The organism is Maridesulfovibrio sp. (assembly GCF_963676065.1).
Taxonomy (GTDB): domain Bacteria; phylum Desulfobacterota; class Desulfovibrionia; order Desulfovibrionales; family Desulfovibrionaceae; genus Maridesulfovibrio.
Genome location: NZ_OY780933.1, coordinates 3,716,884 through 3,731,318 on the forward strand (window position 1 = coordinate 3,716,884; position 14,435 = coordinate 3,731,318).

At 46.9% G+C, this 14,435-nt stretch carries 13 protein-coding genes; 6 read left to right on the forward strand and 7 right to left on the reverse strand.

What is annotated here, in order from left to right:
• Positions 1-28: 28 nt before the first annotated feature.
• Together ACKU35_RS16670 and ACKU35_RS16675 are read right to left on the reverse strand one after the other, a co-directional pair.
• Entirely contained in the window at positions 29-895 is an 867-nt protein-coding gene (locus ACKU35_RS16670) for a DNA polymerase III subunit delta' (RefSeq protein ID WP_319761003.1), read from the reverse strand.
• Positions 896-1,180: 285 nt separating this feature from the next.
• Positions 1,181-2,461: an adenylosuccinate synthase gene (locus ACKU35_RS16675; RefSeq protein WP_319761005.1), complete on the reverse strand. Its 1,281-nt coding sequence runs from the start codon at positions 2,459-2,461 to the stop codon at positions 1,181-1,183.
• Between the two features lie 335 nt (positions 2,462-2,796).
• On the opposite strand from ACKU35_RS16675, the gene ACKU35_RS16680 reads away from it, so the two are divergent.
• Complete coding sequence (locus tag ACKU35_RS16680) at positions 2,797-4,173, forward strand: transglycosylase SLT domain-containing protein (protein ID WP_319765428.1); 1,377 nt, start codon at positions 2,797-2,799, stop codon at positions 4,171-4,173.
• Here the strand turns inward: ACKU35_RS16680 and ACKU35_RS16685 are convergent.
• A complete protein-coding gene (locus ACKU35_RS16685) occupies positions 4,114-4,482 on the reverse strand; it encodes a hypothetical protein (protein ID WP_407944189.1) in 369 nt (122 codons plus the stop codon). The two genes, ACKU35_RS16680 and ACKU35_RS16685, sit on opposite strands and share 60 nt — an antisense overlap.
• Before the next feature lie 176 nt (positions 4,483-4,658).
• Between ACKU35_RS16685 and ACKU35_RS16690 the strand changes: the two genes are divergently transcribed.
• The 3 genes from ACKU35_RS16690 (at position 4,659) to plsY (ending at position 9,121) form a co-directional block, all read left to right on the forward strand.
• Positions 4,659-5,933 carry an IMP cyclohydrolase gene (locus ACKU35_RS16690; protein WP_319761007.1) on the forward strand — a complete coding sequence of 425 codons (1,275 nt, stop codon included), beginning with the start codon at positions 4,659-4,661 and terminating at the stop codon, positions 5,931-5,933.
• A 333-nt stretch (positions 5,934-6,266) separates the two neighbouring features.
• Positions 6,267-8,330, forward strand: a complete 2,064-nt coding sequence (locus ACKU35_RS16695; RefSeq protein ID WP_319761009.1) for a ribonuclease catalytic domain-containing protein — start codon at positions 6,267-6,269, stop codon at positions 8,328-8,330.
• A gap of 203 nt (positions 8,331-8,533) precedes the next feature.
• Complete coding sequence (gene plsY / locus ACKU35_RS16700) at positions 8,534-9,121, forward strand: glycerol-3-phosphate 1-O-acyltransferase PlsY (protein ID WP_319761011.1); 588 nt, start codon at positions 8,534-8,536, stop codon at positions 9,119-9,121.
• 76 nt (positions 9,122-9,197) lie between these two features.
• On the opposite strand, the gene ACKU35_RS16705 is transcribed toward plsY, so the two are convergent.
• Both ACKU35_RS16705 and ACKU35_RS16710 read right to left on the reverse strand, forming a co-directional pair.
• Entirely contained in the window at positions 9,198-10,769 is a 1,572-nt protein-coding gene (locus tag ACKU35_RS16705; protein ID WP_319761013.1) for a DUF3369 domain-containing protein, read from the reverse strand.
• Positions 10,770-10,788: 19 nt separating this feature from the next.
• Positions 10,789-11,943 (reverse strand): hybrid sensor histidine kinase/response regulator, encoded by a 1,155-nt coding sequence (locus ACKU35_RS16710; protein ID WP_319761015.1) that lies wholly within the window; start codon positions 11,941-11,943, stop codon positions 10,789-10,791.
• 216 nt (positions 11,944-12,159) lie between these two features.
• Between ACKU35_RS16710 and ACKU35_RS16715 the strand changes: the two genes are divergently transcribed.
• Together ACKU35_RS16715 and ACKU35_RS16720 are read left to right on the forward strand one after the other, a co-directional pair.
• Positions 12,160-12,396 carry a hypothetical protein gene (locus ACKU35_RS16715; RefSeq protein WP_319761017.1) on the forward strand — a complete coding sequence of 79 codons (237 nt, stop codon included), beginning with the start codon at positions 12,160-12,162 and terminating at the stop codon, positions 12,394-12,396.
• A gap of 32 nt (positions 12,397-12,428) precedes the next feature.
• Positions 12,429-12,842: a hypothetical protein gene (locus tag ACKU35_RS16720; RefSeq protein ID WP_319761019.1), complete on the forward strand. Its 414-nt coding sequence runs from the start codon at positions 12,429-12,431 to the stop codon at positions 12,840-12,842.
• A gap of 61 nt (positions 12,843-12,903) precedes the next feature.
• Here ACKU35_RS16720 and ACKU35_RS16725 read toward each other — a convergent pair whose 3' ends face one another.
• Positions 12,904-13,584, reverse strand: coding sequence for a CBS and ACT domain-containing protein (locus ACKU35_RS16725; protein ID WP_319761021.1), 681 nt, complete (start codon positions 13,582-13,584; stop codon positions 12,904-12,906).
• Positions 13,585-13,683: 99 nt separating this feature from the next.
• Positions 13,684-14,433, reverse strand: coding sequence for a methyltransferase domain-containing protein (locus ACKU35_RS16730; protein WP_319761024.1), 750 nt, complete (start codon positions 14,431-14,433; stop codon positions 13,684-13,686).
• Positions 14,434-14,435 lie beyond the last annotated feature (2 nt).

Genomic DNA, 14,435 nt, shown 5'->3' on the forward strand with positions numbered 1-14,435 from the left:
CATATAAGCAGAAAAATTCATCAATATCTTACCGCCGTTTCTTCGGCATGGCAGCAGTACAGACCCAATCGAGCACCAAGGGCGGATTCACATTGTAATTAAGGGATTCCTGCGCCTTTCCAAGCACAAGATCAAGCCTGCGCAAACCTTTAGGATCGAACATGCCGGAAAGCGCATTGGCTGCGGAAGTGGACTTAGGATTAATAAGCGCATTTTTAAGTTCCCGCTGACAGCCCATGACCACCTGCAACCCCATTTCCTTATCAAGGGCCCCTTTGGCGGAAGTCCGCGCAAACCACCCCTGACCTGAACGCCAGAAAGTGAGCATGGCATTTACCCATTCAGCTACTTCAGGAGAATTCTGCCGGTCGGTGGGCCATGCAAGAGTGATCACCCAACTGCGTGAAACAAGGGTTTCGAGCAACCGCTCACGCTGAGGTGCAGTAAGAACAAAGACATTACCCGGACGAGGTTCTTCAAGTGTTTTGAGAAGCGCATTGGCAGAGTTGCCGTTCAGGTGCTGGGCTTCACGAACTACGGTTACGCGGGTTCCGCCGCCATGAGGAGGCTGCCCCCAGACCGGAAGTAATTCACGAATGGAATCCACGGAAATATCCTGCTTAAGCCCGGTTCCGCTATCATTTTCTTCACGATCAATGAGCAGGAAATCGTTAAAGGCATTATCCGCTATCTGCTGGCAGGACTGACAGGTTCCGCAAGGTTCCTGACCTTTCTCGCAGTTTAGCACGCAAGCCCAGTAACGGGCCATATCCATTCGTTCGTCTGCGCTACCGCCCTCGATCAACAGGCATTGCGGAGGCTTGGCCGCCAATTTGGCAAGCCGGGGCAGAACCAGATTCTGTCTGGAAGCAGTTTCTTGAATAGATGTGAACATAAATGCCTCCGGCGGCTCTAAGATGGTCAGCGAAACTTTTTCTAAAAAGATTCTCTGAACTCTTCAAAAACTTTTAATAAGCTTCGCGCCTCTTACTCAAAAAACGCACGAGCTAAAAAAGCCAAATCCCACGCAAAATTATACGTGGGAAAGAAATATCAAAAAATATAAACTCAGACTACTCCCCTGCGACAAAGCCTACTAAAAGGTTTTGAAGGGGATGGGGTCTAAGGAAGGGGAAACTCTTGCAAGAGAATCCCCTCCCTCAGCCGCCTAACGTATCAATTATCTTACAATAGTCTGAGCGCGGTCAGGACCGACGGAGACTATGCCGACTTTAACGCCGGAAAGTTCTTCAATGCGAGATATGTAGTTACGTGCTGCTTCGGGCAATTCATCGTAAGATGATGCTTTGGTGATGTCTTCATCCCAGCCGGGCATGGATTCATATACGGGTTTAACATAAGCCATACCGTTCTGTTCCTGCGGGGGATAATCTACTTTTTCACCACGATACTCGTAAGCAACGCAGATTTTAATTTCTTTAAGACCGGAAAGAACATCCAGCTTGGTCAGGGCAAACTCAGTGAGATCACAGAGCCTTGCAGTTTCGCGCAGGACAACCATATCAAGCCATCCGCAACGGCGCTTACGACCAGTGGTTGCACCAAATTCATGACCGTTCTTCTGCAGAGTATCGCCAACTTCGTCAAAAAGCTCAGTGGCAAAAGGACCGGCACCTACACGTGTGGTGTAAGCTTTACAGATACCGATGATACGTTCCAGCTGACGGGGACCGCAGCCTGAACCGGCAGCGGCGTTACCGGCAACAACATTAGAAGAGGTAACAAACGGATAAGTTCCGTGATCGATATCAAGATGCACGCCCTGCGCACCTTCAAAAAGAACCATTCTTCCAGCCTTGGTTTCCTCCTGAATTATGGATGAAACATCGGCAAGATATGGAACAACCCTTTCAGCGATGGGCAAAATTTCCTGAAAAACCTTTTCGGCATCAAGCGGTTCTACATCGAAAAGTTTTTCAAAAAGGACATTCTTTTCCTGAAGACCGGCCACAATTTTCTTGCGCAGCAATTCAGGATCAGCGAGATCCGCAGCACGGATACCGCAGCGGTTCATTTTATCTTCGTAGCAGGGGCCGATTCCGCGACCGGTAGTACCGATTTTGTTATCAGCGGACTTAAGAGATTCACGACAGTTATCCATTAACTTATGGTAAGGCATGATGATCTGGGTCTTTTTGCTGATCATCAGTCTCTCCGGTGAAACCTCTACACCCTTTTCGGCAAGTCCATCAATCTCCTTGAGAAAAACCTCGGGGTCGAGTACTACCCCGTTACCGATAAGGCACTTTTTACCCTTATGGAGAACCCCGGACGGGATGAGATGCAGGATACACTGCTCTCCTTCCACAACAAGTGTGTGACCTGCGTTGTTTCCACCTTGGAAACGTACAATCGCACCTGCTTGTTCGGCGAGCATATCAACGATTTTGCCCTTGCCTTCGTCCCCCCACTGGGTTCCCACGATTACGGTATTAGCCATTACTAATGTGCTCCTTCTACAGTATTTCCGCATACCTTGATGTAAGGCATGGAATTCTTGCTGTAATTTGATTACTTGATTGCGGCACTGCGTCTGACGTATATTGACAGGAACGAGCCTGTCGCTAAATAAAAAATCCGTAAGAGCCGCTCAAGAAGGTCCGCTAAGCTGCTGCCAAAAAACTTCCATGAAGAAGATGAGACAGCAATAAGCACGGCAGACGGGTTTTAATGCGTAAAAAATCTTTCGGGGAAATGTCAATACATCAAAGTAAATTAAATCGCCCAAAAACGGGAATTTTGACACTTTTTTCACAACATATTTTCAATATTGTTGTGTACTTGGCGTTATTCTCTTTTTTTTATTACATTTATTCAGTAAAACACGACATTCCTCTGCCCAACACAATCAGAGTCGCCGCTGTCAATATTGAAAGGGTATTCCCGAAGCTTTCTCCTTGGGGACCGGGATTTGACCGGGAACTGTTAGACCAATTCATAAAATATGCCGGAACCAAACTCGAAATAAAAGCCTACCCCACCCATGATAAGGCATTCCAGGCACTGGTAAAGGGCAAGGCCGATATTATGATGGCAACCGGCTATAACCCTGACCTCACGTCTACATCCACTCCGCTGAAGAAAGGACCGGTCTATGAAAAAAATCCGGCCTCAATGCTGCATCATATTCTCAGATTTGAGCTACGCACCCCTTTTGAACTCTGCGATCAGGAAGTCTTTATACCGGACCACTCGGGTTTGAAAAAAACCTTCAAAGAGCTGAGTGAACAGTTGGACTGTAAACCGACTGTCGTCATCGGCGAAGATTCATCGCATTTATCCCCTCTTCTAAAATACAATGAAGATAAAAGCATGCGCTTTCACTTAGTGGAAACCGGTGCCTTAACTCCCATCCGGCCTTTCCTGCATAAACTCAGGATAACCGACGAGTTCGGGAAAGATCTGGAGTACAGATGGTATCTGCGAGAAGACGTTTACGGGCTTGATCAGAAGGTTCAGGATTACTGGCGGCTGGTGCAATCAAACGGCACGCTGAGCAATTTACGGGAAAAATATTTCGGATTCATCCCCGAAGAAACCGATTTTTACGATCTTTATTCCCTGCGCAAAGATATCCGTGAAAGATTACCACTCTACCGGAATTATATAATAAAGGCCGCGAAAAAATACGGCATTGATCCGCTACTGCTAGCCGCTGTAATGTATCAGGAATCGCGGTTCGATCCTTTGGCGCGCAGTAAAACAGGAGTACGCGGACTGATGCAGCTAACCAATGATACTGCTCAACTTCTGGGACTGACCAGCAGGCTGGACCCACAGCAGGCCATCTATGGCGGAGCGCGCTACCTGAAATTTCTCTGGACTAAAATCGGAAAACGGGACGTTCACGGCTGGGACCGCTGGTTTTTCACCCTTGCGGCTTACAATCAGGGATTAGGGCATGTTTTCGACGCCATCGATATCGCTAAATATACCAACAAAGACCCGGGGACATGGCGTTCACTTAAGCTGGTGTTCCCCCTGCTTACCCGAGCCAAATACCATTCAAAAACAAAACACGGCTACACACGCGGGTATGAAGCCGTGGATTATGTCGATCACGTTCGCTACTATTTTTACATCATGAACGGACTAGCTATCCTTCCGGGGCTTGAGGCGAATGACCTTGCTCCCCTTGCTGCCGCCCGCTGATCCGCCGGAACCTTTCGATTTAGAACCGAACAATTCATCTTCCCCTTTACCGGGAATAAAATCAGGACGCGGAGACATGGCCTCCGGACCGGCTGTCTGAGCCCAATGATAATTAAAAAGCTGGTTTTTAAGCCGCACTGCCTGTATCATTCCGAACACGACTGCGGCTTCCTCCCACTTGCGGGTGGGCTCGAAAGCGGCCACTTCAGCTTCATACTTGTTCCATAATTCAGTAAGTGAAGCCTCGTCATAGGCGTTAAGCTGTTTCGCCAATTTCAACAGGGCCTTTTCCATATAACCTTCTGACATAAATTCTCCCCATAAGGTGATGGCTGCGGACTCAATTAAAAAATTGAACTTTTTCCGCGCATTTGATCGGATTCAACCTACAAAAAGATTGCTGGTACCGCAATTCAAAATTGCCCGCCGGAAAAGGGTGTGCTATGAGCGGCTTACCACAAGGCAACAACTCACGGAGAACAACTATGAGCGATCTTAAAAAAATGTACAAAACCCTGCAGCAGGACCCCTTTCCTGCTGATATGACAGTTACACTGGGCGAGCAGAAACTTACCTTCAAAAAAAGAACCTGGGAAATCGACGGCGAGACCAAAGGTCTCCGGTACGGAGAAAATCCCGATCAGCCCGCCGCTCTCTACGAACTCGTTTCAGGGGGACTGGAATACGACGGAATCAAATTTCGCAGTGAAGGACAGGGACTTGTTTCCGCACTTACTGAAGAGCACATGATCCAGGCAGGAAAACATCCCGGAAAAACTAACCTTACCGATGTTGATAACGCCCTGAACATACTGCAATATCTCACCGCTAAACCAGCAGCGGTTATCCTCAAACACAACAATCCCTGCGGAGCTTCATGGTCCGAAGAAGGTGTGGGAACCGCACTGCGTAATGCTTTTCAGGCTGACCGCATCGCAGCTTTCGGTGGAGCTATTGTAGTCAACCGCCCGTTCACCATGGAAGCAGCAGAAGTCGTCGACAGTGCATACTTTGAAGTTGTTGCTGCTCCTTCTTTTGAAGAAGGAACCCTTGAAGTTCTCAAAAAACGCAAGAACCTGCGTATTCTCCAGATTCCCGGCATTGCCAATCTGGAAAAAATGCTCGGCCAGCCTTTCCTTGATGTGAAATCCCTCATGGATGGCGGCATGGTTGTACAGTTCTCTTTCCGCAACCGCATCCTTGATGCAGAAGATTTCATCCCCGCAACAGCAGAGAAAGACGGTTCCACCTTCTCTTCCCGCGCTCCTTCCAAACAAGAAATGGACGACATGCTTTTCGCGTGGGCAGTTGAAGCAGGCGTAACCTCCAACTCTGTAATTTTTGCCAAAGACGGCGTGACAACTGCCATCGGTACAGGTGAGCAGGACCGCGTAGGTTGTGTAGAACTGGCCGTTACCAAAGCCCGTATCAAATACGCTGACGGACTCTGCTTTGAAAAATTCAAGATGTCTCTTTTCGAACTGAAGCTTAAGGCTCTCAAAGATGAACAGGCTGCCAAAGACCTTGCCGAAATCGAACAGGCTGCTGTCGAAGCTAAAGGCGGACTCAAAGGCTCCGTACTGGTTTCAGACGGATTCTTCCCGTTCCGCGACGGTGTGGACCTGTGCATGGCTCAGGGAATCACCGCCATCGCCCAGCCCGGCGGCTCCATCCGTGACCACGAAGTAATTCAGGCTACCAATGAAGCCTCACCGCAGGTCGCCATGGTTTTCACCGGACAGCGTTCTTTTAAGCATTAAGATGCTTCCGGCGTCTGGGGAAAGGGGAACTCTCGCAAGAGATCCCCTTTCCTCAGACTCGATTACTTTCAGAAACTTATAGTTGACTTCGCCTGAAAGAATTCCCCCATCCCGCCGATTTTTCCAGTCAAAAACAGATTTTTTTGGCAAAGCATGCCATTTCAATAATTAACCATTTATGTTAAGTATGCCCGGATATCTTTTCAAGACGTACGGGGTTTATTTTTTTACGACTAAGCAAGTTTGAACATTTCTTCCGCCTGATTGCGAACAGACGGAGTACGGGAAACGTTTACTGTACCGGCAAACACAGCAGTTCCCGAAAGGATTTACATGTCCCTATTCAAAGAAGGACGTTACGTAGCGCCCGGAAATATTGTAGAATTTATGCACGGCAACCAGCCTCAGCTGGCATTTGTTATGGAAGAGCAGGCTGGCAAGCTCAAGCTTTACACCATCACAAAACGTGAAGCCAAAATGCCCGCGGCGCGGGTTCTTCCATGGGTCGGGCCGCAGTATTCCGCCTCCGCCTCCCGGCAGGAAATGCTTGATTACATGCTTGCCCATCAGGAAAAAAGGGGCGAACTTCAAGCCGGGCTGGACACCATGGAAATATGGGAACTGGCACAGGGTGAACTGGAAAAAGCACCACTCAAATGGTTTGCCGGACTGCTCTGGGAAGAACCGGATGCCGATCAGATTTCCGCCCTCGGACGGGCTATGATCGCGGCCAAAACCCACTTCAAATTTCAACCGCCAGAGTTTACCATCTACACCAAAGAAAAGGTGGAGCTCCGTCTTCAGCAACAGGCCGAAGAAAAAGCCCATGAAGAAATCATGAGCGTCGGGCAGGAATTATTCAAGAAAATCTGGAACGCCCGTGAGTCTGGAAGCAGAATCAGACCGGATCAGATTCCCGATATGTCTGATGAAATCAAAGAAGGATTAAAATCTTTCCTCATGGATAGAATCTCCGGCTTGAACGAAGAAAAATCCAACAAAATGTGGTCCGCTCTGCGTAAAGGTCTGCCGGACCATCCCCACCTGCCTCTACTGCTGGCACAGGGCTGGGGAATAGTGCCTCCGCACCACAACTACCTGCTGAATGAAGCGGAATACGTCCCTGACGACAGCTGGGCCGAAGAACACAGCGCTGAAATTGAAAGACTGGTTAAGGCGGTGGAAACAAACGCTGGAGATCCCTGCCCGCTGCCTATGCGAAGCATAGATTCCGCCACCACCAAAGACATTGATGACGCTTTCAATCTCCGCAAAAGAGATGACGGTGGTTACACCTTGACCATAGCTCTTGCCCGGCCCTGTATGGACTGGAAATTCGAGTCCGGCCTGGATCAGGCAGTGATGAACCGCGGAACCAGCATCTACCTGCCTGAAGGCACTAGCCACATGCTTCCCGAAGCACTCGGCATCGGAGCACTCAGCCTTTTCTCCGGAAAAAACAGACCGGCACTGATTACAACTTTCGAGATTGATGCCCACGGGATTCTGCAATCAGTTGATCCGCATACCGGATGGGTAAAAATCACCGACAATTCAACATACCTTGCGGTGGAGCAGATGCTTGAGGAGGGCAGTGACGATGAGATGGCCCTTGCCCACGAGCTATCTGAAAAGCTGCTGCAGGAACGTATAAAACACGGTGCCATAGTTATCCGCAGACCGGAACCGGAACTTGCTCTTGAAGGATGGCCGCAGCAGACCAAAGTAATCATGTCCGCCAAGGAGTCTACTCCCCGTGCGGATCAGATTATCAGTGAATTCATGATCCTTGCGAATTCCGGGCTGGGGAAATATGCTGAAGAGAACAATTTCCCCCTGCTGTACCGCACTCAGGATATCGCCTTGCCCTCTGATTTAAGCGGAATCATCACCGAACCGCACGAGATATTCCTTAGGGTGCGCCAGATGATTCCTCCACAGATGGAGACTACACCTAAAAAGCACGCTACACTGGCTGTTAACGGTTACAGCCCTATCACATCGCCGTTGCGCCGTTACGCTGATTTTATAAACATGGCGCAGCTTTGCCATTATCTGATTGAAGGAGAGGCCAAGTGGGACGCCGATGAGCTGAAAGATCTTGCTGACAATCTACAGTTACGTTTGCAGTCGGTTATCAAAGTCCAGCGTTTCAGGCCGCGATATTGGAAACTGCTCTATCTGGCCCAGCACAAAAAAAGCTGGCACCATGCAGTTGTAGTGGATGACAGCGGCCCCTTGACAACTTTGGCCATGCCGGAAATACAAATTAATGTACGGGTTCCAAGGCCCATGCTTGGTGATAAGCTATATCCCGGACAGGGATTTCAGATCAGATTCAATAAGATTGATCCGCTTACCAATGAACTGCGGGTAATGGAAGCAATGGAAGAATAATTTTCAGGAAGAAAGGACGCATATTTCCGGCTGTTATTTTAACGGAAATTAGCATATATGTAATTTCGGTTTTTAAAATATACTAAAAAATAAAAACCGATTTCTAATGGAAAATCACAGGTTATAAAGGCCCTCCTGCCAAGGGGAAATCTCTGGACGGACCGAGAGACCTGAAACGGTAAAAGACTTAGAGGAGTTAGCTCATGCTCTGGATATTCTGGCTGGTTTTCGCCTATTTTCTGGGATCTATTCCCTTCGGACTTTTCATCGGCAAGATATGCTGTAATCTCGACATCCGTACAGAAGGCAGCAAAAGCACCGGCGCCACCAATGTGGCCCGTCTCTGTGGATTCAAGTACGGCGTAGCCGCCTTGGCCCTGGATCTTGGTAAAGGATTCATCCCCGTACTTATGGCCTACCAGTACAGTCACAACTGGATTTTTATCTCCCTCGTTGCTGCGGCAGCAGTACTCGGTCATGTATTTTCCATCTTTCTTGACATGAAAGGCGGCAAGGCTGTAGCGACGACTATAGGCGTTTTTCTGGCGCTTGCCCCGGTGGCAACGATCTACTCCGTAATCTTCCTGCTGGCAGTAATCGCCCTTTCTGGATTTGTTTCCATGGGTTCACTCACTTTTGCGATATCGCTGCCTTTCTTTACGCTGATAACCGGCTGTGTAGGCATGGTTCCGCTGGCATGCGGAATGACGGTACTCCTGTTCTGGACTCACCGAGACAACATTAAACGTCTGGCTACAGGCGAAGAACATTCCTGGAAGAAGAAAAAATAGCATTAAGATCAGAAATAAAATTTAAGCTATACATAGCAATAAAAAAGGGAGTCCTATGACTCCCTTTTTTATTGCTTTATGGTTCGTCCTTATATTTTTTTCTGACATCCATAATCTTATCCAGATTATCAAAGAAAATATCTACCAGTCCGGGATCAAACATGGTTTCCCTCTTGGACTTAAGGAATTCCAACACGCGATCAACTTCCCAAGACTCTTTATATACTCGGTCGCTGCACAAAGCATCAAACACATCGGTAAGACATATTATGCGCCCGGCAATACTTATCTCCTCACCCTTCAACCCCTGTGGATAACCTGAACCATCCCAGTATTCATGATGCTCGTGGGCGATTGTTGCCGCGGTTTTAAGCAGCTTACGGTTGCTGGCCCGCAAAATATTGTACCCAATTTCTGTATGAGTACGCATTATCTCCATTTCCTCGGCAGTCAGTTTTCCCGGCTTAAGGAGAATGGAATCAGGTATGCCGATCTTGCCGACATCGTGCATAGGTGATGCATAATACAGTTCATCAACTTTGACCGGATCAAGACCAACCGCCATGCCCAGCAACCGGGCAATCTCAGAAACCCTGATTACGTGAAAAGCCGTTTCCTTAGACCGAAACTCCACAACCTCGCCCAGCATTCGCACAATCTCTTTCTGAGTATCCAGAATTTCCTGATTGAGATAAATATTGTCGAAAGCAACTCCGACATTATCGGAAAAAATCCGCAACAGATCTTCATCCTGCTCACAGAATTCCGTGCCGCAATTTTCCACATAAAGCAGATGGGCTCCATGTTGATGAGTAGGCAGATAGCCGATATAGTCGGAACCGACAAAACAGCCAATCCCTTTATTGCGGACTTCCTGCAATTGCTCTTTTGTTGTTTCGGAGATAACCGGACAATCGTCAACCAAAGCATCACAAACGGAATATTTTCCAGTAGATGCAATAATTTTCATCTTATCCTGCTCAGGACTGGTCAAGGCGACGCCATCACCATCAATATAAACAGAATCCCGCAGTCCCATCAGTGAAATAACCTGAGTAAGGACCCCCTGCGCAAGGCGGCTTACAGACTGCTGCTTGAAAAGACTGCCTGAGGCTTCAATAATATGCTTTAGTCCCTTCCGATTCTGCTCGATAACCTGCAAGTCCCTATAGGACCGCAAAGCAGAAAGTACTGAGGTAAAAAGTCGCTGGGCGGTAAGCTCGGCCTTATGCTTATAGTCATTAATATCGTATTCAATGATGACCTGCCGTTCAGGAGCCTGTCCCGGCTGCCCTGTTCGCAGGATTATACGCACCAACCTGTTCTGCATTTCCTGACGTATGGTTCGGACCAGATCCAGCCCGGCATGATTGGTTTCCATAACAACATCAAGCAGAATAACAGCTACATCAGGATGATCGTTCAATATTGAGACTGCCTCTTCAGCAGAATACGCACTCAGAAAATCAAGCCCAGACCCCTCGAACATAAAATCGCCCAGCACAAGACGGGTGGTGCTGTGAACATCTTCTTCATCATCCACAATGAGTATTTTCCAATTTTTGCTTTTCCTGACATGTCTCTCTTCAGGAGCTTCATCCGCAAAAAGGAGCTCATCATTATCATCTGGATTCCAACTCGCAACCATATCTGACCTCACTTAAATATCACAAAGGAATTGCCACGGAAAAAACGGCTCCGCCTTCATCAGAACAGGAAACATCCACAGTCCAGTTATACCCACTGCTAATTCTGTTTACAATACTTAATCCCATCCCGACCGCTTCCGGTCTGGTGGTAAAGAACGGATCAAAAATATAAGGCAGATCGTTACCCGCAATGCAGGCACCGTTATCCTCCACCACCAACATGCAATAATCCCCCACAACCTTGAGACTAACGCTTACACGGGGCTGCTGTTCATCGGCAAAGAAAATCGCATTTGAGACAAGCTCGATTATAACTTTTGTCAACAAATCCGGACGGGCATCAACATTAAGCTCTGTAAAATCTATATCAAACTGTACGTCCCTGCTAAGGGTCTTCGCATATTCCCGACAAACCTTCAGGGCTTCTTCCGCCACTTCTGATATCTCGGTTCTGCAATGATCACAGTTATCTATTGCCGCAAAGAAAGAAACACTTTTCACTATTTCTTCAAGACGGGCTGTTTCGTGAGATATAGTTTCAAGATATTCCAAAACATCTGAGTCCGGTCCTAGTTTACGTGATGCAAGATTAGCGAAACCGTTGATAGTCATTGTGCGATTGCGAATCTGATGTGCTACTGACGTTGCCATATTCGCCAGACTTTCACGGTTCAACTCAATTTTGTGCATATCGCGATAAGAACGCAGAGCTGTTGTCATTGAGGTGGTCAGCCTCCGGGAAGTAAGCTCGGCCTTCTGCCAGTAGTCATTAATATCCAGTTCGGTAATTACCTTACTTTCCGGGGCGAAACCGGGCTGCCCGGTCCTTAAGATAATACGTATAAACTGATTGTTGAGCTCTGTCCTAATACGCCGGGCAACATCCAGCCCAGCAACATTGGTCTCCATAACAACATCGAGCAGAATTACCGCAAAATCAGACCGTTCCCTCAATATTTCGAGAGAGTCCTCGCCAGAATAAGCACTGACAAACTCAAGGGGGCGATCCTCGAATTCAAAATCACCGAGAACCATTCTGGTCATGGAATGTATATCCGGCTCATCGTCAACGATCAGCACATGCCACGGATCAACATTCCGTACCAAAGGCTCTTCGTTTTCCTCCCCGGAAAAGAGCAATTCATCATTTGCAGACATTTTTTCCGAATGCATTAATATCCCCAACAAAAATCAAAATTATTGATAGCCGTAACATTTTAAATGTTAACCCACTTGGCTAAAAATTCAACAGTATTTTCCCCTAACTAATTATTCTTTAATTTATTATACATATTACATATTATTTTAAGCGGATAGCTATTTTTACTTGAATATACAGGCTATATAACCTAAGGTCCAATCATTAAATCCATACAAGGATAAAATCATATGACGGAAATGCTTATAGCATCGATTGCACTTATAATTTTTGCCTTTATTATTTACTCAACCTACGCTGCCCAAAGCTCTAAATATGCCCAAAAAGAGAAGGCCTATGAGCTAAAACAGGGACACATGGAAAAATCCATGGATAAAATACGTTCCGAAATCAGTTTAATTGAACAAGAAGTGGCCGAAACCGAGAAAAAGCTTAACGATTTGAACAACACTACTGATGAGCCCTAGGCTTCTGAACGATTTTACCAAAAGACAAGCAAATGATTTTTTCTATTACATTTACCGTTGTAGGTTTTTTTGCCACAATTTTTATATGCAAAACTATTAACGGCAACTTTGAACTCAAATCAACAAGGTTAGCCGGCAAAGAAAAAAAACTGACCGAAGAACTGCAGAGTCTCCGCAACAGGCGAAAAGATCTTTCGCGAAAGCTGGAGAACCTGAAGACGCTTCTAAAAGCGGGCATTAAGTCCGAGTCTACAGTCAAACCGGAAGCGGTTGCTACAGATCTCAAGGGCTGGCTGCTGCAAAAAAAGATATTGACTGAAGCCCAGTTTCTCTCTGCTGAAATTTACGCTGTAGAAAAAAACATCGATGTTATCGGAGCGCTGCTGACTTTAAATATGGTTTCAATAGATATATACGAAGAAGTAAAAAAGAAAAAACTGATCTAGAACAGAACAAAAAAAACCGCACTGGAATCCCAGTGCGGTTTTTCTTTTTTAAGTACCGAGACTAAAATTCATTCTCGTGAGTCTCTCCCCGATGAACATGGTAACTTAGATCATAAGTCTTTTTCAAATGCATCACCAATGATTGCACAACGTCATCATCAAGCTTCTGCACCCAGATGAATACACGGCGTTTCCCTTGCTCCACTCCTTCATAAGAAGTAAAAACGGTGGAAAGCCTTACCCCTCTGGCCCAGAGGTCATTAAGCAACTCCTCAAGAGCCGTTGCGGTGTCTTCCAGAACAAAAGCGAACTGGGAACTTCCTTTACTGACTCCGGTAACGGTAGTCAGAAAACGGTAGACATCAACTTCCGTAATAATACCGACAAGACCGAACTCATCGACAACGGGCAGACCGCCGATCTTATTTTCCAGCAGTATTTCCGCGGCAACTTCCATGCATGTATCCGGAGAAACTATGTAAGGATCATGGGTCATAATATCTTTGACCTTAAGTCCTTTTAATCCCTCACCTGCACCGTGAGTGTTATCACCGGGCAAGAATTTGGAGGGCATGGCATCGCGTATATCCCTGTCGGAAACAATACCAGCTACCAAACCGGAAGCCTCAGTCACCGGAATCTGTCGGATACCGGCATCGCGCATCATTTCCATGGCCTGAAGTATATGTGCTTCCGGTTGAATAGTCAGCACCTCTTCTGTCATCCAATCCCCTACTAACATTTCTTAACTCCTGACTCTCATCATTAATCTTTCAAGGAGGTTCATACCGATCAGCAAAAAAGTCAAAAAGAAACTTCCTCATCTAACCGGCAGCTACTATTATAGTTTTTCTCCGTATGCGAAGAATACCTTGTAACTGGCTTTAATGCCTTCCTCCTCCCTGTATAATGCTTCATATTCTTCAACAAACCGACTGTATCTATCTTTCCCCCACGATAACCCCTCGCTGGAGGCAACAGCCCCGGTCTGCTTATGCTTTTTTAAGAAGTGTTTTACAGAAGGGAAGAATTGTTCATGCCCCTCATTTGCGTAATCCACTTTAATTTCAGACATACTATCAAATAAATCTTTATAAAATTCACAGGACCGCAACTTCTGCACAGAACCGAATCCGGTTCTTGCACTTACATCGGCCAATTCGCAAAGAGTTCCCTGCGCAAAAATAGCTATCGCAAACCTACCTCCCGACTTGAGAACATCAAAACTCTGCAAAATTGATTTCCGGGGATGGCTGTACCATTGCATCGCTGAAGAACTGACCAGCAGATCAAACTTTTCACCGACAAAAGGCAATTCCTCGCCATCTGCGGCAACCAGCAATGCGCCGGAGCCCTGCTGTTCCATAAGCATCGGCCGGACCAGATCAAGAGAGACATAATTGCGGTACGTAATTCGTTTCTGCAATTCCTCGTGCAAAAAACCCACCCCAGATCCGACATCCAGAACATTTTCATATTTGCCTTGCGGGCAAAGTCCGGCACAGTTGCGAGCAACGATACGCTGCACGGAAGCGGCCTCGCTGTAACTTGCAGCCGCCTTGCCGAAGCACTGGCAAATTCTCTTTTTCACTT